Origin of the sequence: Rhizobium sp. L9 (assembly GCF_002531885.1) — a bacterium.
Lineage (GTDB): Bacteria > Pseudomonadota > Alphaproteobacteria > Rhizobiales > Rhizobiaceae > Rhizobium.
This window is the reverse complement of the sequence record NZ_NWSZ01000012.1, coordinates 157,047-173,892: the sequence shown is the minus strand read 5'-3', so window position 1 is coordinate 173,892 and position 16,846 is coordinate 157,047. Positions and strand designations below refer to the sequence as shown.

19 protein-coding genes, 1 tRNA gene and 2 riboswitches are annotated in these 16,846 nt (G+C 61.7%); of the genes, 10 read left to right on the top strand and 10 right to left on the bottom strand.

Annotated features, from left to right (window positions below):
• Positions 1 to 246: 246 nt before the first annotated feature.
• A tRNA-Leu gene (locus tag CO660_RS14630) sits at positions 247 to 331 on the bottom strand.
• Positions 332 to 513: 182 nt separating this feature from the next.
• On the opposite strand from CO660_RS14630, the gene lipB reads away from it, so the two are divergent.
• The 8 genes from lipB (at position 514) to sugE (ending at position 7,786) form a co-directional block, all read left to right on the top strand.
• On the top strand, positions 514 to 1,233 hold the full coding sequence (gene lipB / locus CO660_RS14625; RefSeq protein WP_097599308.1) for a lipoyl(octanoyl) transferase LipB: 720 nt from the start codon (positions 514 to 516) through the stop codon (positions 1,231 to 1,233).
• An 80-nt stretch (positions 1,234 to 1,313) separates the two neighbouring features.
• Positions 1,314 to 2,234 (top strand): DMT family transporter, encoded by a 921-nt coding sequence (locus CO660_RS14620; protein WP_097599307.1) that lies wholly within the window; start codon positions 1,314 to 1,316, stop codon positions 2,232 to 2,234.
• 97 nt (positions 2,235 to 2,331) lie between these two features.
• On the top strand, positions 2,332 to 3,036 hold the full coding sequence (locus tag CO660_RS14615) for a hypothetical protein (RefSeq protein ID WP_097599306.1): 705 nt from the start codon (positions 2,332 to 2,334) through the stop codon (positions 3,034 to 3,036).
• A 108-nt stretch (positions 3,037 to 3,144) separates the two neighbouring features.
• Complete coding sequence (locus CO660_RS14610; protein ID WP_097599305.1) at positions 3,145 to 5,154, top strand: acetyl/propionyl/methylcrotonyl-CoA carboxylase subunit alpha; 2,010 nt, start codon at positions 3,145 to 3,147, stop codon at positions 5,152 to 5,154.
• A gap of 75 nt (positions 5,155 to 5,229) precedes the next feature.
• Complete coding sequence (locus CO660_RS14605) at positions 5,230 to 6,357, top strand: S-(hydroxymethyl)glutathione dehydrogenase/class III alcohol dehydrogenase (RefSeq protein WP_097599304.1); 1,128 nt, start codon at positions 5,230 to 5,232, stop codon at positions 6,355 to 6,357.
• Positions 6,357 to 6,830: a GNAT family N-acetyltransferase gene (locus tag CO660_RS14600; protein ID WP_097599303.1), complete on the top strand. Its 474-nt coding sequence runs from the start codon at positions 6,357 to 6,359 to the stop codon at positions 6,828 to 6,830. The genes CO660_RS14605 and CO660_RS14600 overlap by 1 nt, the downstream gene beginning before the upstream one ends.
• A 10-nt stretch (positions 6,831 to 6,840) precedes the next feature.
• On the top strand, positions 6,841 to 7,308 hold the full coding sequence (locus CO660_RS14595; RefSeq protein ID WP_097599302.1) for a YaiI/YqxD family protein: 468 nt from the start codon (positions 6,841 to 6,843) through the stop codon (positions 7,306 to 7,308).
• Between the two features lie 163 nt (positions 7,309 to 7,471).
• Entirely contained in the window at positions 7,472 to 7,786 is a 315-nt protein-coding gene (gene sugE, locus CO660_RS14590; protein ID WP_097599301.1) for a quaternary ammonium compound efflux SMR transporter SugE, read from the top strand.
• Positions 7,787 to 7,834: 48 nt separating this feature from the next.
• On the opposite strand, the gene CO660_RS14585 is transcribed toward sugE, so the two are convergent.
• From CO660_RS14585 to crcB, 7 genes are all read right to left on the bottom strand, one after another.
• Positions 7,835 to 8,227 (bottom strand): DoxX family protein, encoded by a 393-nt coding sequence (locus CO660_RS14585; RefSeq protein ID WP_097599300.1) that lies wholly within the window; start codon positions 8,225 to 8,227, stop codon positions 7,835 to 7,837.
• A 138-nt stretch (positions 8,228 to 8,365) separates the two neighbouring features.
• A complete protein-coding gene (locus CO660_RS14580) occupies positions 8,366 to 9,898 on the bottom strand; it encodes an acyl-CoA carboxylase subunit beta (protein ID WP_085778264.1) in 1,533 nt (510 codons plus the stop codon).
• Positions 9,899 to 9,934: 36 nt separating this feature from the next.
• Complete coding sequence (locus tag CO660_RS14575) at positions 9,935 to 10,393, bottom strand: hypothetical protein (RefSeq protein ID WP_097599376.1); 459 nt, start codon at positions 10,391 to 10,393, stop codon at positions 9,935 to 9,937.
• A gap of 67 nt (positions 10,394 to 10,460) precedes the next feature.
• Positions 10,461 to 11,246: an ATP12 family chaperone protein gene (locus tag CO660_RS14570; protein WP_097599299.1), complete on the bottom strand. Its 786-nt coding sequence runs from the start codon at positions 11,244 to 11,246 to the stop codon at positions 10,461 to 10,463.
• Positions 11,247 to 11,255: 9 nt separating this feature from the next.
• The gene (locus CO660_RS14565; RefSeq protein ID WP_097599298.1) at positions 11,256 to 11,909 is read right to left on the bottom strand and encodes an HAD-IA family hydrolase; all 654 of its coding nucleotides are present in this window, start codon (positions 11,907 to 11,909) and stop codon (positions 11,256 to 11,258) included.
• Positions 11,906 to 12,904, bottom strand: a complete 999-nt coding sequence (locus CO660_RS14560) for an RluA family pseudouridine synthase (RefSeq protein WP_097599375.1) — start codon at positions 12,902 to 12,904, stop codon at positions 11,906 to 11,908. Before CO660_RS14560 ends, CO660_RS14565 begins: the two co-directional genes overlap by 4 nt.
• A gap of 87 nt (positions 12,905 to 12,991) precedes the next feature.
• Positions 12,992 to 13,369 (bottom strand): fluoride efflux transporter CrcB, encoded by a 378-nt coding sequence (crcB, locus tag CO660_RS14555; protein WP_097599297.1) that lies wholly within the window; start codon positions 13,367 to 13,369, stop codon positions 12,992 to 12,994.
• 120 nt (positions 13,370 to 13,489) lie between these two features.
• On the opposite strand from crcB, the gene CO660_RS14550 reads away from it, so the two are divergent.
• Positions 13,490 to 13,756 carry a hypothetical protein gene (locus CO660_RS14550; RefSeq protein WP_097599296.1) on the top strand — a complete coding sequence of 89 codons (267 nt, stop codon included), beginning with the start codon at positions 13,490 to 13,492 and terminating at the stop codon, positions 13,754 to 13,756.
• A gap of 74 nt (positions 13,757 to 13,830) precedes the next feature.
• Here CO660_RS14550 and CO660_RS14545 read toward each other — a convergent pair whose 3' ends face one another.
• Positions 13,831 to 14,835, bottom strand: coding sequence for a DUF1775 domain-containing protein (locus CO660_RS14545; protein ID WP_097599295.1), 1,005 nt, complete (start codon positions 14,833 to 14,835; stop codon positions 13,831 to 13,833).
• A 72-nt stretch (positions 14,836 to 14,907) separates the two neighbouring features.
• On the bottom strand, positions 14,908 to 15,288 hold the full coding sequence (locus tag CO660_RS14540; RefSeq protein WP_097599294.1) for a hypothetical protein: 381 nt from the start codon (positions 15,286 to 15,288) through the stop codon (positions 14,908 to 14,910).
• 157 nt (positions 15,289 to 15,445) lie between these two features.
• A riboswitch (glycine riboswitch) is annotated at positions 15,446 to 15,538 on the top strand.
• Positions 15,539 to 15,619: riboswitch (glycine riboswitch) on the top strand.
• Between the two features lie 75 nt (positions 15,620 to 15,694).
• On the opposite strand from CO660_RS14540, the gene gcvT reads away from it, so the two are divergent.
• Positions 15,695 to 16,831, top strand: coding sequence for a glycine cleavage system aminomethyltransferase GcvT (gene gcvT, locus CO660_RS14535; protein WP_097599293.1), 1,137 nt, complete (start codon positions 15,695 to 15,697; stop codon positions 16,829 to 16,831).
• The last annotated feature ends 15 nt before the right edge of the window (positions 16,832 to 16,846 follow it).

Sequence of the window (16,846 nt, the reverse complement as noted above, 5' to 3'; positions counted from 1 at the left end):
CCCCAAGACTTCCGCAGCTATGAAATTGTAGCGTCTTATGTATTCGTCGAAACTAATAATAGGTTAAACCACCGCCCAACATCTCGCAGTTCGAGCGAGTCGCCCGAAGAGCCGAATCGTTTTTCGCATGGATTGTTCGATGCCCATATGCTTTGCCGATCCTTTGCAGAAACGGCAGCGATCATAGCCACGGGCTGATCAAGGGATGCCGAAATTATCGCTCGGCGAACGTTTCCCTGATAGGGATGGTGCGGTCGAGAAGACTCGAACTTCCACGGGTTGCCCCACAGCGACCTCAACGCTGCGCGTCTACCAATTCCGCCACGACCGCATCGTGGTAGGTGCCGATTTGCTTCGGCGGGGCAGCATGTAGCAAAAGCATTTGGGGTGCACAAGGGCGATATGACAGTTTTTTTGAAAACCTTTCACGGCATTTGAATTGGCCGGAAAACGGGTCCATATAGGTCTCCTGCCGCCCCTGTTTCGTCAGGCATTTGGGACAGGCGGCAAGGAATGGCCATGCTTCGCACCGATCTCGAATTCTCCATGCTCCCGAAACTCGGCACCCGCCCGGTGCGCTGGCGCATCGCCGATGGACTCGTTGCCTATGAGGCGGCGGTGGAGACGATGGAGCGCGAGGTGGCGGCAATCGGAGAAGGCGGCGACGAGCTTGTCTGGCTCGTGGAACATCCGCCGCTCTATACTGCCGGCACCAGCGCCAATGCGGGCGACCTCGTCCAGCCGGATCGCTTTCCGGTCTTTGCGACGGGACGCGGCGGTGAATATACCTATCACGGACCCGGTCAGCGCGTCGCCTATGTCATGCTCGACCTGAAGCGCAGGCGCCAGGATGTACGCGCCTTTGTCGCCGCGCTCGAGGAGGTCGTCATCCGTACGCTCGACATGATGAACGTGCGCGGCGAACGCCGCGAGGATCGTGTCGGCGTCTGGGTTCGCCGCCCGGAAAAGCCGTTGCTGTCAGACGGCACGATGGCTGAAGACAAGATTGCCGCCCTCGGCATCCGGCTGCGCAAATGGGTGACCTTCCACGGCCTGTCGCTCAACGTCGATCCCGATCTCGATCATTTCAGCGGCATCGTGCCCTGCGGGATATCTGCCTATGGCGTCACCAGCCTCGTCGATCTCGGCCTTCCCCTCATGATGGCGGATGTGGACATCCGGCTGCGCGCCGCTTTCGAGACGGTTTTTGGTGAAACGGTCAATGACGCCTGACCGTTTGCGGGGTTTCACGGGCTTGATTTGCCCGCCTTTCCCGTGATTGATGGGCACTGTTCCCATAAGAATCGGCAGCCATGTCAAAGCCCCACCAAAATTCCCTGCAGGGCATGGCAATCATGTCCGGCGCCATGTTCATTCTGCCCACCATGGATGCCATCGCCAAATATATGGCGACCTTTGAGGCGATGTCGCCGGGTCAGGTCACCTTCTATCGCTTCTTCTTCCAGATCGCCTGCACCCTGCCGATTCTCTTTGCTGTTTTTGGACGCAGGGCGCTTTCGGCAAAGCGGCCGTGGATGAATCTGCTGCGCGGCGTGTTGCACGGGGCAGCGAGCCTGCTGTTTTTTGTCGCCGTCAAATACATGCCGCTGGCCGACGTATTTGCCATCTATTTCGTCGAGCCTTTCATGCTGACCGCCATGTCGGCCCTGTTCCTTGGAGAGAAGGTCGGCTGGCGCCGCTGGATGGCGATCGCTGTCGGTTTCGGCGGCGCCATGATCGTCATCCAGCCGAGTTACGAGATTTTCGGCCTGAAGGCGCTGCTGCCGGTAGCCTGCGCCTTTCTCTTCTCGCTCTACCTTTTCCTCAATCGCGCGATCGGCGAGGCTGATTCGCCGCTCACCATGCAGACGATGGCCGGCATCGGCGGAACGATCTTCATGGCGGCGGCCCTTCTCGTCGGCAGCAGCGCCGGCAATGGGGACTTCGCCATATCCCTGCCCTCCTCCGGCCTCGGCCTTGCGCTGCTTCTCGCCCTCGGCTCGATCTCAGGATATGCGCACATGCTGGTGGTGCGAGCGTTCCGGCTTGCACCGCTGTCGCTGCTTGCCCCGTTCCAATATTTCGAGATCATCTCGGCCACCGTGCTCGGCTATGCGCTGTTCAATGATTTCCCGAATTTCTCCAAATGGATCGGCATTTTCATCATCGTCGCATCCGGCCTCTTCATCATCTGGCGAGAGCGGCTGCAGGCGCGATCGCTAAAATCTTCGTGATTTGCGCAGCAGCCGGTTAACTCCCCTTCTTGAGGGATCGTCAATTCGCAGTCGCTAAAACTGTCTCCGGCTTCATGATGAAGCCTGGAGTTAAAACATGAGCGAATTCCGTCTCGCTTTTCCGGCCTGTGTCGTGGCCGGGAAGCATCGGCTGACGGCCGAAGATATCGTGCTGTTGCGCAAACATGCTTTCCCCGAAGGCATCCGGACGTCCCAGGATGTCGTTGCAATGTTGGCGCTCAACAATTCCTGCCCCGAAAAATGTACCGAGTGGAACACTTTCTTCGTAGAGCAGATCGCCGGTTTCATCGTCCACTACACCTATCCGCAGGGCTCGCTTGATGAAATCAACGTTGCCTGGATCATGCGCATGTTCACGACCGACGGCATCGTCAACTCGGCGCTGGAGCTTGAGCTCATTCTTCACGTCATGGAGATTTCAGCCGATGTCCCGGGTGAATTGAGAGCGCTTGCCCTCGACCAGCTTCGCCTGGCAATTACAGACGGCATCGGCGGCTATAAGCTGTCGCGCGCCGTCGACCACAAGAACATCACGCGCCAGGACGTCGATTTTGCGATGCGCATCTTCAGAAGCATCGCCGCAGACGGGGTGATCGCCGTGTCGCCGCCCGAATATGGCGTCCTCCATCAAATCGAGCAGGCAACGCTGCCGGGCGCCAACCATCCGCACTGGGCTGGGATCATGGCCGCGGTCACGCTGCGCGATCGCCCGGAACCGTCGCGCAGCCGCTGGCTGCGCATCATCGACGAGGAATCGGTCGCGGAAGCGGCCGTCGCCTGACATTAAGCGGCTTAATCTCACGTCTCCCGCCAGCCGGTTCCAAGCCCGATTGTGCGTTCCGGTGTTTTATGCGTAAAACTCCGGAACGCATTTCTGGGTGGAGTCTCGATGTTCAAGAAAATCCTGATCGCGAATCGCGGCGAGATTGCCTGCCGCGTGATCAAGACCGCGCGCCGCATGGGCATTTCGACCGTTGCGGTCTATTCGGACGCGGATCGGGATGCGCTGCATGTCGAAATGGCCGACGAAGCCGTCCATATCGGCCCCGCCGCAGCGTCGGAAAGCTACCTGGTCGCCGACAAGATCATTGCCGCCTGCAAGGCGACCGGCGCCGAGGCGGTGCATCCCGGTTACGGATTTCTCTCCGAGCGCGCCTCTTTCTGCGACGAACTGGAAAAGCAGGGCATCGTCTTCATCGGCCCGAAGCCGAAGGCCATCATGGCGATGGGCGACAAGATCGAATCGAAGAAGTTCGCCAATGCGGCCGGCGTCTCCACCGTGCCCGGCCATCTCGGCATCATCGAGGACGCCGCGCGCGCGGAAAAGATCGCTGGCGGCATCGGCTATCCGGTCATGATCAAGGCGTCTGCCGGCGGCGGCGGCAAGGGCATGCGCATTGCCTGGAACGAGGCCGAGGTGCGCGACGGCTTCGAGCGCGCCCGCTCCGAGGCGAAGAGCTCCTTCGGGGACGACCGCGTCTTCATCGAGAAGTTCATCGTCGAGCCGCGCCATATCGAGATCCAGGTGCTGGCTGATGCGCATGGCAAGGTCGTCTATCTCGGCGAGCGGGAATGCTCGATCCAGCGGCGGAACCAGAAGGTGGCGGAAGAGGCGCCCTCGCCTTTCCTCGACGAAAAAACGCGCAAGGCTATGGGCGAACAATCGGTGGCGCTGGCGAAGGCCGTCGACTACCAGAGCGCCGGCACCGTCGAATTCATCGTCGACCGCGACCGCAATTTCTATTTCCTCGAAATGAACACCCGCCTGCAGGTCGAGCATCCGGTGACCGAACTCATCACCGGCATTGATCTCGTCGAACAGATGATCCGCATCGCCGCGGGAGAGCCGCTTAGCTTCAGCCAGGAGGATGTCAGACTGGACGGCTGGGCGATCGAAAGCCGGCTCTATGCCGAAGATCCATACCGCAACTTCCTGCCTTCGATCGGCCGCCTGACACGCTACCGGCCTCCGGCCGAAGGCAGGACCGGCAACATTGTCGTCCGCAACGATACCGGCGTCTACGAGGGCGCCGAGATCTCGATGTATTACGACCCGATGATCGCCAAGCTCTGCACCTGGGCGCCGACGCGCAGCGAAGCGATCGAGGCCATGGGTCGGGCGCTGGACGGCTTCGTCGTCGACGGCATCGAGCACAATGTTCCCTTCCTGTCGGCGCTGATGAAACATCCGCGCTGGCGCGAGGGCCGGCTTTCCACTGGCTTCATTGCCGAGGAATATCCTGACGGTTTCGCGCCGATGAAGCCGGACCGGCAGGAGGAAGCCGTGCTTTCCGCAATCGCGCTGTCTGCCTCGCTCATCGAAGCGAACCGCCGCGAACGTTTCGCCGATCGCCTGCGCGCCGCATCGGCCACACTGCGGGAGCATTGGGTGGTCAAAACAGGAGACAGCTACGTCGCTGTCAGATTGCTCGATGGCCTCGTCACTATTCCTTTCGATATGGAGATGGAGATCGAGGGTGAAAGCCGGAGCGTTGTCACCGATTGGAGACCGGGCGATCCGGTCTGGAGCGGCAGAGTCGGCGACCAGGATATGGCCGCGCAGATCCGCCCCGTCCTCAACGGCCTGCGCATCGACTGGCAGGGACTGTCGGTGATCGCCAAGGTCTTTTCGCCGCGCCATGCGGAACTCGACAGGCTGATGCCGGTGAAGCTGCCGCCGGATACCTCTAGGCTCCTGCTCTGTCCGATGCCCGGCCTGGTCGTGTCCATCGCGGTCGCCGAGGGTCAGGAGGTCAAGGCCGGTGAGACGCTTGCGATCGTCGAGGCGATGAAGATGGAAAACGTCTTGCGCGCCGAGCGCGATCTCGTCGTCTCGAAGATCAATGCCGCCGCCGGCGAAAGCCTGGCCGTCGACGCCGTCATCATGGAATTCGCTTGAGCCCTGCTCGCCAGCCATGTCAAGCTTGGCCGATGCAAGCAGTTGGGAACCGACAAATTAGCAGGAGATAGGAAGATGGACGTTCGCGCCGCCGTAGCCGTTCAGGCAGGCAAACCGCTGGAAGTGATGACCGTGCAGCTGGAGGGGCCGAAGGCCGGCGAGGTGCTGGTGGAGGTTAAAGCGACGGGCATCTGCCACACCGACGATTTCACCCTGTCGGGCGCCGATCCGGAAGGCCTGTTTCCTGCCATTCTCGGCCATGAGGGCGCCGGCATCGTCGTCGATGTCGGCCCGGGCGTGACCTCAGTCAAGAAGGGCGACCATGTTATTCCGCTTTACACGCCGGAATGCCGTGAATGTTATTCCTGCACATCGCGCAAAACCAATCTCTGCACCGCCATCCGCGCCACCCAGGGTCAGGGCGTGATGCCGGACGGCACCTCGCGCTTCTCGATCGGCAAGGACAAGATCCATCACTATATGGGCTGCTCGACCTTCGCCAATTACACGGTGCTGCCGGAGATCGCGCTCGCCAAGATCAACCCCGACGCGCCCTTCGACAAGGTCTGCTACATCGGCTGCGGCGTCACCACCGGCATCGGCGCCGTCATCAACACCGCCAAGGTCGAGGTCGGATCGACGGCGATCGTCTTCGGCCTCGGCGGCATTGGCCTGAACGTCATTCAGGGCCTGCGGCTTGCCGGCGCCGACATGATCATCGGCGTAGATATCAATCCGGATCGCAAGGCCTGGGGCGAGAAGTTCGGCATGACGCATTTCGTCAATCCGAAGGAGGTCGGCGACGACATCGTTCCCTATCTGGTCAACATGACCAAGCGGGGCGGCGACCTGATCGGCGGCGCCGACTACACCTTCGACTGCACCGGCAATACCAAGGTCATGCGCCAGGCGCTGGAGGCCAGCCATCGCGGCTGGGGCAAATCGGTCATCATCGGCGTGGCCGGCGCCGGCCAGGAGATCTCGACGCGTCCGTTCCAGCTGGTGACCGGCCGCAACTGGATGGGCACCGCCTTCGGCGGCGCGCGCGGCCGCACCGACGTGCCGAAGATCGTCGACTGGTACATGCAGGGCAAGATCCAGATCGATCCGATGATCACCCACACCATGCCGCTCGAAGACATCAACAAGGGCTTCGACCTGATGCACAAGGGTGAAAGCATCCGCGGCGTGGTGGTCTATTGATGCCTGCAGCAAGCTACCGGGTCGATCTGAGGACTCTCGATGAGCTCCCCGCGCGGGAGCTCTACGACCTCCTGCGAATGCGGGTCGATGTCTTCGTCGTCGAGCAGAACTGTCCCTATCCGGAACTCGACGGCAAGGACATCGATGCCCTGCATCTCAGACTGCTGGAGGGCGGTGACCTCCTGGCGGCGGCGCGGATCCTCAAACCGCATGAGCCGCAGGACCCGTCCAAGATCGGCCGCGTCGTCGTCTCGCCTGCCCATCGCGGCAAACGTCTGGGCGACGCATTGATGCGTGAATCGATCACCGCCTGTGAGCGGCGTTATCCGGCAAATCCGATTGCCTTGTCAGCGCAGGCCCATCTGCGCCGCTTCTACGAATCCTTCGGCTTTGTCGGGACGTCGCAGGAATATCTGGAAGACGGCATTCCCCATATCGATATGGTCAGACGGCCGGCCATTCAGACGGCATGAGGACAACGCCATGATCTATGTCGACGCCGATGCCTGCCCGGTGAAGCCGGAGATCCTGAAGGTTGCCGAACGCCACGGCATCGAAGTCACCTTCGTCGCCAATTCCGGCCTGCGCCCGTCCCGCGACCCGATGGTCCACAACGTCATCGTCTCCAATGCCTTCGATGCCGCCGATAACTGGATCGCCGAGCGCGCCAGCGCCGGCGACGTCGTCGTTACCGCCGACGTGCCGCTTGCCGTGCGCTGCGTCGCCGCCGGCGCCTTCGTCAGCGGTCCGACCGGGCGTGTTTTCGACGAGACTAATATCGGCATGGCGAGCGCCATGCGCGATCTTGGTGCACATTTGCGCGAAACCGGGGAAAGCAAAGGTTACAACGCCGCCTTCAGCCCGAAAGACCGCTCGCGTTTCCTCGAAACCTTCGACCGCCTCTGCCGCCGCGCCAAGAACCTTTCCGCCGAGGCCGGCGGCCAGTCATGACCTCTTTGGCGGCCGGCAAGAAACGGGTGGCATGGCAGCCATGCCGATTCCTACCTTGAAGACAGCCGTTCCCTCACTGATATAGGCACTATCGCAGACGACTGCGGCGTCCTGAGGATGCACCGTCGCGGGGACGGCCTCGCTCTTGAACAAGGAGAGGCGTATGGCCTGGTTTCTGCTTTTTCTCGCTGGGCTTTTTGAATGTGGCTGGGCGATCGGCCTTAAATACACCGAGGGTTTCACGCGGCCGCTGCCGACGGCGCTGACTGTCATTTCCATGGTGGTGAGCGTCGTCCTGCTCGGCCTGGCGGTGAAGTACCTGCCGATCGGCACCGCTTATGCGGTGTGGACCGGCATCGGCACGGTCGGCACCGTGCTCCTGGGCATTTGGCTGCTCGGCGATGGGGCAAGTGTCTCCCGTCTTGCCTGTATTGCACTGATCGTCGCCGGCATCACCGGCCTCAAGCTCACCGCCTGATTCCGAAACGCTGCGGGGCGCCGAAACGCCCCGCAAACAATGTTCATTTCAAGCCGTCTTCCGGTTATCGACGGCAAGAGCGCCGGGACCGGAGAAGAACAGGTAAAGGAAGACGAAGCAGAACAGGATTGCCGCGTCACCCTGGTTGACGGCCGGGAAGAAGCTGTTGGGTGCATGCGCCATGAAATAGGCAACCGCCATTTCGCCCGCCAGCAGGAAGGCCACAGGCCGCGTCAGCAAGCCGACGAGAATGAGGATGCCGCCGACCAGTTCCAGAAGGGCCGCAAACAACATCAGCGGCGGCAGCGAACCTGACATTTGTGACGCCGGAAAGCCGAAAAGCTTCATCGTGCCGTGCTCGATGAACAGCAGCGCGGTGATGATTCTGAGAGCGGCTAGCCCATAGGGGCGATAGGCGGAAAGACGCTCGAAAGTTGACATTAAACCTCTCCATTAAAGAAATTGCAGCCGAGCGTTAGCCCGTCTCCGGCCGCGATTGAACACACGGATCTCTGACGGCCGTTCACTTTTTCGACAGCGGATAGACACGCGAGCGGCAGCTTTATTCAATTTGGAATGTCAGAGCGGGATGTTGTCGTGTTTTTTCCAAGGATTGGCGAGATCCTTGTTGCGCAGCATCTTCAGGCCGCGCGCCAGCCGCCGCCGGGTCGAATGCGGCATGATCACCTCGTCGACATAACCGCGCTCGGCAGCGACGAAGGGCGACAGGAACCTGTCCTCGTACATTTTCGTATGGGCGGCGATCTTCTCCGGGTCGGCAATATCCTTGCGGAAGATGATCTCGACCGCGCCCTTGGCGCCCATCACGGCGATCTGCGCCGTCGGCCAGGCATAATTCAGGTCCCCCCGCAAATGTTTTGACGCCATCACGTCATAGGCGCCACCAAAGGCTTTCCTGGTGATGACGGTGAGCTTCGGCACCGTCGCCTCCGCGTAGGCGAAGAGCAGCTTGGCGCCATGCTTGATCAGGCCGCCATATTCCTGTGCCGTGCCCGGCAGAAAACCCGGCACGTCGACGAAGGTGACGATCGGAATGTTGAAGCAGTCGCAGAAGCGCACGAAGCGCGCCGCCTTACGCGAGGCGTCGCTGTCGAGCACGCCGGCCAGCACCATCGGCTGGTTGGCGACGAAACCGACGGTGGAGCCCTCGACGCGGCCGAAGCCGCAGACGATGTTTTTGGCGAAGCTCTCCTGGATCTCAAAGAAATCCCCCTCGTCCGCCACCTTCCGGATCAGCTCCTTGATATCGTAAGGCTTGTTGGCGCTCGCCGGCACCAGCGTATCGAGCGACGCATCGGTCTCGGTCACCGATTGGTAACATTCGATCTCCGGCAACGGCGACGTGTTCGAAAGCGGCAGGAAATCGATCAGCCGGCGCACCTGCAACAGCGTATCGACATCATTCTCATAGGCGCCGTCGGCGATCGATGAGCGTGTCGTGTGCACCGTAGCGCCGCCAAGCTCCTCAGCTGTCACCGTCTCGTTGGTCACGGTCTTCACCACATCGGGACCGGTGACGAACATGTAGGAGGTGTCGCGCACCATGAAGATGAAATCGGTCATCGCAGGCGAATAGACGTCGCCGCCGGCGCAGGGGCCCATGATCACCGAGATCTGCGGAATGACGCCCGAGGCAAGCACATTGCGCTGGAAGACTTCGGCATAACCGCCAAGCGCGGCGACCCCTTCCTGGATGCGGGCGCCGCCGGCATCGTAGATGCCGACGATTGGCGCGCGGTTCTTCAGCGCCATGTCCTGCACCTTCATGATCTTCTCGGCATGCGCTTCCGAAAGCGAGCCACCGAAGACGGTGAAGTCCTTGGCGAAGACGAAGACCGTGCGGCCGTTGACCGTGCCCCACCCGCTGACGACGCCGTCGCCGGCGATACGGCTCTTATCCATGCCGAAATCGGTGGAGCGGTGCTCCACGAACATGTCGAACTCTTCGAAGGTGCCCTCGTCGAGGAAGAGGTCGATGCGCTCGCGCGCCGTCAGCTTGCCGCGCTTGTGCTGGGCATCGATCCGCTCCTTGCCACCGCCGAGACGCGCGATGCCGCGGCGGCGTTCCAGTTCTTCGAGAATTTCCTTCATGCGATCTCCCCTCGCCGCTCTCGCGGTCGATATGCGCTAGCGGCTGCGTCCGCTGAGCGAGAAAACCGAGCGGATCCGTGCAGCGACGTCCTCGGCGATGATGTCGTCGGCAAGTTTCGGGTCGGCGGCCATACTGGTTACGTCGAAGGCGCTGACGGCAATCACCGAGCCGTCGTCGACCGAAGCCGCGTCAACCCTGATTTTCGCGACGTTGCGGTCCTTTTGGAAACCGAGTCCCTTCTCAATCGAAACCACGCGAATTGTCAGCACCACCCGCGGCAGCACGGTGTCGCGCAGCGTTGCATTGATTGCGGCATTGACGCGGTCGTTGATCCCGGCAAGCAGCTCGGCGGGGATGTTCGGGCCGGAGAGAACGACAGCGCTGCGCACATCATAGAGCGGTGCCTTCGGCTTGTTGGCCGAGAGGCTGCCGCAGGCCGTCAGCGCAATACAGACGAGCACGGTCCGGCAAAAACTCGACCTCAGCCAATCCATCGCAAAATCCCGCACCACCCCGTTGGAGTCGCAGATTTCGCCATAATGTCTGGGAAGGCAATATGTTTCAGGTGCTTAGGGCGAAAAAAACATCCGCTGCCGCCTTGAACTCGGCGAAGCGCTTGGCTCTTCGCTCCTCGGCTTCCTCGTCCCGCCCCCAATGCTCGATCGTCCAGTCTTCGTCGAGATGAGCAAGCGACCACGCCTCCTCCGCCGTCAGCCGGCCCTCGGCAAACGCGAGCGCCAGGATCGCCGAGCCGGTCAGCGTCGTGACCGTATGGAGGGCAGCGAGCGCCATGGGACTCTGATGCCGCGCCAGTGTCACGGCGAAGGCCGCCGTCGCCTCTCGCGGCTGTTCGTGAGGCATCACCCCTTCGACGAGGATGAAACGGGCGCCGAGATCGTGGGCCGCCCAGTCGATTACCGGGTCCCAACGCTCCCTCTGGCGCTCGACCAACAGCTCCGGCGTGTCGGCGCGGTAGCAGATGAGGTCGCTCGAGGAAAAGCGGAGAATGTCTTCGAAGATGGCCTGCGTATTGGTTGCCACGCCATCGAGCGCGGTGTTGACCAGCCGGGTCACCGGCATGGTGACCGGATCGATTTCCTCGCCCTGCCCACGCCATTCGGCGGCGACAAGCTGTGCGAGCGCCTCTGTGGGAACGGCAAGAACCTGCCGTGCCGGCGTGCGCACCGACTTGCCGTCGAGCGTGATCGCGAAGCTGCCCTCGTGATCGGCGACCGCCACGTCGGTATAGAAACGCTTCGGCAGCGGCTTCTTCATCTGGATCTGCGCCCGACGGATGGGATCGGGATGACTCAGACCCTCGGAAAGATCGTTCAGCAGATCGCGCATGGGCTCACCTCAAGAAAAATGGCGCAATATCTCGTTCGGATGATAGGCGATCGCATCGGCGCCGTTGGCGATCAGTTCATCCACGCTGGCATAGCCCCAGGCAACACCGATCGCTTTTGCGCCGGCAGCCTTTGCCATTTGCATATCGTAAACCGCATCGCCAATGACAATGGTATCGGCGGCATTCATCCCGGTTTCGTCGCAACATTCCGTCACCATGGCCGGATGCGGCTTGGAGGGGCAGTCGTCGGCGGTGCGCGCAACGACGAAATGCCTGTCAAAGCCGTGCGTGTCCATTACGAGCTTCAAACCGCGGCGGGATTTACCCGTCACCGCCCCGATCAGCAGATCCTCGCGGCCGCTGATCGCATCGATCATCTCGCGGATTCCGGCAAACAGCGGCTCCCGGTACTCGAGATCCTGACGCACGATGGTAAACAGCGATTTGTAATGCGCCGTCATCTCGACGTCTTCCTGCTCGACGTGCGGCTTGCCCTGCATGCGGGCTATGGCGATATCCAGCGACAGGCCGATAATGGCCTTGGTGTCCTCAAATCGCGGCTCAGCCTTGCCGAACTTCTCGAAGGTGCGCCGCATGGTTTCATGGATAAGCCCGGCACTGTCGACCAAGGTGCCGTCGCAATCAAAAAGCGCAAGTTTCATTCTTGGTCGTCCAGGATGGGAGCCGAATTTTCATCGAAGCCGAGCAGGTTCCAGCTCTGCACCATATGCGGCGGCAGAGGCGCGGTGACGCGCAGGCGCCCCCCTGAGGGATGCGGGATGTCGATATGACGGGCGTGCAGGTGCAGCCGCTTCTGGATACCGCCGGGAAAATCCCAGTTCGGATCGTCGTCGAAATATTTGGGATCGCCGATGATCGGATGGCCGATATGCAAGGCATGGACACGCAGCTGGTGCGTGCGCCCTGTATAAGGCTCCATCTCCAGCCAGGCGAGACGTTGCGCCGCCGTCTCAATGATGCGGTAGAAGGACACTGCATGATCGGCGCCGTCTTCGCCATGCTTGGCGATGCGCATGCGGTCGCCGTCGGCGGTCGGCTCCTTGACGAGCCAGGTCGAAATCTTGTCCTCACGCTTGCGCGGCACCCCTTTCACGAGAGACCAGTAGGTCTTCTTCGTATCACGCTCCCGGAAGGCGGCGGTCAGCTTCTGTGCCGCACCCCGGGTGCGGGCGATGACGAGCACGCCTGACGTATCGCGGTCGAGGCGGTGGACGAGCCGCGGCTTCTCGCCCTTCGGGCTGGTCCAGGCCTCCAGCATCTGGTCGATATGCCTGGCGACGCCGGAGCCGCCCTGGACGGCAAGGCCGGGCGGTTTGTTGAGGACAATCACCTTTTCGTCCTCGTGCAGCACCATGCGTGACAGGAGGTCGAAATCCGTGGAATGTTTGAGATCCTTGCCGGCGATCGGCCCGGTTTTCAGCCTGGCGTCGACATCAAGCGGCGGCACACGCACCGTCTGGCCGGGCTGCACGCGTGCGTCCGATTTCACGCGTCCGCCGTCGACGCGTATCTGGCCGGAGCGCAACAGCTTCTGCAGCGGCCCGAAGCCCAGCCCGGGAAAATGCACCTTGAACCAGCGATCGAGCCGCATGCCCGCCTCGTCGGCTTCAACCTTGATATGTTCTATGCCAGCCATGAATAGTCTTTCGGAAATTGCAGCGCGGGCCAAGCCGGCGTTCTTGCCGCAGCCTTAGAGCATTTTCATGCAAAACGGAAACCAGAATCAGACCAAAGCGCGCATGATGGCGAGGCCCGCGAACACGGCCGCCATCGAAAGGCCGACGCTCGCTGCTATGTAGAGGCCGCCGGCGACAGCCTCGCCGCGCTCGAAGAGCGAGATGGCATCCAGCGAGAAGGCCGAGAAGGTGGTGAAGCCGCCGAGAAAGCCGGTGATCAGCAGCAGGCGCAGTTCCATCGATGCGTTGAACTTCCGCGCGACCAGTTCGGCGAAGACACCGATGACGAAGCAGCCGACGACATTGACGGCAAGAGTGCCCCAGGGAAAGGCCGGCCCCATGAGCTTTAGCGCCCATTGGCCGACATAATATCTGAGGACGGAACCGATTGCGCCGCCCAGCGCGACAAGGAGAGCCTGAATCATAAGCCGGATTTACCTCAGTTCGGCGACGACTCCAATGGAACCGCGCGAATTCTTGCCACTCGGTAAAATGCCAATGATTTTGTTACGATAGCACCAAGACCATGCGAATATCGTGACGGCATGACGCAGCTCCTGTCCATATCGGCCAACACCGCCGCCATTGCCTTCGAATCGCTGAGGATCCCCCAGCGCGTCGCTACGAGCACGGCGGCGCGTGATGCAAAGCGCATCGCTGACCGGCAATTGAACGGCGGGGCGTTCGATCAGGCCGAGGAGCCCTCCAGCATCATCCAGTCGACGGAGGTGGCGCTCGACCTGATGGCAAAGGGCAACCAGCAACCACAGACAGGCCTGCGGCAGGCGCTGCAATCCTACGAGGATGTCTAACAGACAAGCCGCTTCCAATAGAAAGCCCGCGACTTTAATCGCAACCGCAGGCTCTCTGTGTGAATCGGCCGGCCCTACTTGCCCTGGGCCGACAGCACCTGCAGCACCAGATCGACCTTGCCGGCTTTCTCGAAGCTCAGCGTCACCGGCACCGTGTCACCCTCTTTAAATGGCGTCTTCACCTTCTGAAACATCAGATGCAGGCCGCCGGGCTCGAGCTTGACCGTTTCGCCCGCGGCAATGGCGATGCCATCCTTCAGCTGGCGCATCCGCATGACATTGTCCTTGGTAGCCATCTCGTGGATCTGAACCTCGCCCGCCGCGGGCGAGCTGATGGAGAGCAGGCGATCATCCGTCTTGCCGTTGTTCTTCACCATGAAAAAGCCGCCGCCGACCGGCTGGCCGGGCAGCATCGCTTTGGCGAAGGCGCCGGAGATTTCAAGGTCGCCGGCCTTGACTGTGTCGCCGGCTGGAATTGCTGCTGACATGTCCATGCCGGGCATGGGGGACATTCCGGACATGTTCATCCCCGCCATATCGTCATGGTCGTGGCCATGATCATCACCGGCAACGACCTTCAGGAGCGGCGCCGGGCTTTTAAGCGCGTGCGGATCGCCGCCTTCTCCAGCCACCTGATCCCAGGCCGTGACCTTATCGCCGCACAGCTGCGTCACCGGAAAGGCAAGCGAGCTGCCGGCTTCGACGCCCGACACCTTGCCCTGGATGACGAAGGTATCGTAGAAATCATCGGAAAGATTGCCGTTCTTCCAGCGGATCTCGATGGCGCCCGTCTTCACCTTGTCGCCGTGATTGTCGTAGCTCTTCTGGTAATCGCCCTTGATCACCTCGAGTTCCCAGCCGGCCTTCGGCTGCGGCTTGGCGAAGACGAAGCCTTCCGGCAGTTTGACCCGCACTTCCGTGGTCGCCTTGCCATCGCAGCCGTGCGGCACCTGCAGCGTCGCAAGAATGGTGCTGTCGAGCTTCGCCTCCTTGTCGAGGAAGGTGACATGCGCCTCGGCGCCTGCGAAGGCGGTTGCGGAAAGAAGCGCGGCAAGCGCGAAAGTCTTGAATGTTTTCATCGGATATCTCCTCGCCGGCCGCTGCCCTCTTCGGGCGAACCGGCATTTTGCGTCATAGGTTGCGGAGGCAGATCAGATGAGGGTGGGAGGTCCACGCGAATTCGGTCGGCTGACGGCACTGACGGTGACAACGGCTGCAGTCTCGATTGGCGGATTGACGAGCGAGGCGAGCTTGCGCTCGAGCCACCAACCCGCATCCGGCGTCGGCAGGATCACCGATGCAGACAGCCGGCAGGCTTCGCAATTCGGCTTGAAGCCGACAGTCTTGCCTCCGGCCTCCTTCACGGTGACGCAGAGCGAGGCAAAGCTGCCGTCGGGCAGCACGTAGGCCGCGGCATCATAACCATCGGAAGCGACAGCCTGCGGCGCTTGATGGGCGAATCCGAGCAAAAGCAGGCCCAAGGCGCAAAGCATGCGCAGGAAGAGCGTCGCTTTCAGTCCTGTCTGCCGCATGAGATCCCTTCAACAGCATGTCGCGATAGCCGTTTTCCCAGCCGAATGCAAAAGCAGATTTGCCGCAGATCGCGCCCTTCCCTGACTTTGGCGACAAAAATTTGTCAGGTCACGACATTTGGCCTTGCCAAGCGCTGCGCCCGCCGGATAATTGCGGCCAACCCTGTTGGGAGAATCCGGTGCTTCTGCCACCGGTGCCGAAGGAGCAACCGCCCCGGAAACTCTCAGGCCAAAGGACCAGCAAGGGGGCAGACGGAACTCTGGAGAGAAGCGTTTTCGAAACGCTCGCCGAAGGGATAACAATCTCAGGCAAAGGGACAGAGGGGGCTCAGAAGAGAAGCGCGCAGCCGCGCCTTCAGATTTGAGCCCGCGCCTTAATAAGAGGCGCAAACCCCGGAGGCGTCGTTTGGACGATACTGCTGCCCTCAAGAAAACCCCGCTGCATGCCCTGCATCTTTCGCTCGGCGCCCGCATGGTGCCGTTTGCTGCTTACGACATGCCAGTGCAATATCCGGCGGGCGTCATGAAGGAACATCTTCATACCCGCGCCGAGGCTGGCCTCTTCGACGTCTCCCACATGGGCCAGGTCATCGTGAAGGCGAAGTCGGGCAGCTATGAGGATGCGGCGCTGGCGCTGGAAAGCCTGGTGCCGGTCGATATTTTCGGGCTCCCGGCCGGCCGCCAGCGATACGGCTTCTTTACCGACGACACCGGCGGCATCCTCGACGATCTGATGATCACCCATGTCGACGACCACCTTTTCGTTGTCGTCAACGCCGCCTGCAAGGAGGCCGATCTGGCCCATCTGCAGACCCACATCGGCGACCAGTGCGACATCACGCTTCTGAACCGCGCCTTGATCGCGCTGCAGGGACCGCGCGCGGTCGAGGTTCTCGCCGAGCTCTGGGCCGACGTCGCGGCGATGAAATTCATGGATGTGCGCCACTGCCGGCTGCACGACGTTTCCTGCCTGGTTTCGCGCTCCGGCTATAGTGGCGAGGACGGCTTCGAAATCTCCGTCCCGGCCGACAAGGCCGAAGATGTCGCTATGCGGTTGCTCGAACATCCGGACGTCCAGGCGATCGGCCTCGGCGCCCGTGACTCGCTGCGTCTGGAAGCCGGCCTTTGCCTTTATGGCAATGATATCGATACGACCACCTCGCCGGTCGAGGCAGCGCTCGAATGGGCTATGCAGAAGGCGCGGCGCACGGGCGGGGCCCGAGCCGGCGGCTTTCCGGGCTCCGGCCGCATCCTCTCCGAACTCGAAAACGGCGCCGCCCGCCGTCGTGTCGGCCTGAAGCCGGAAGGCAAGGCGCCGGTGCGCGGCCATGCCAAGCTCTACGCCGATGCCGAGGGAAAGGTCGAAATCGGTGAAGTCACGTCGGGCGGCTTCGGCCCCAGCGTCGAAGGTCCCGTCGCCATGGGCTACGTGCCCGTCTCCCATTCGACCGTAGGGACCCTTGTCTACGCCGAGGTGCGCGGCAAGTTCCTGCCGGTCACCGTCTCCGCCCTGCCCTTCGTCAAGCCGACCTACAAACGCTGAAACCCTGTTTCCCGA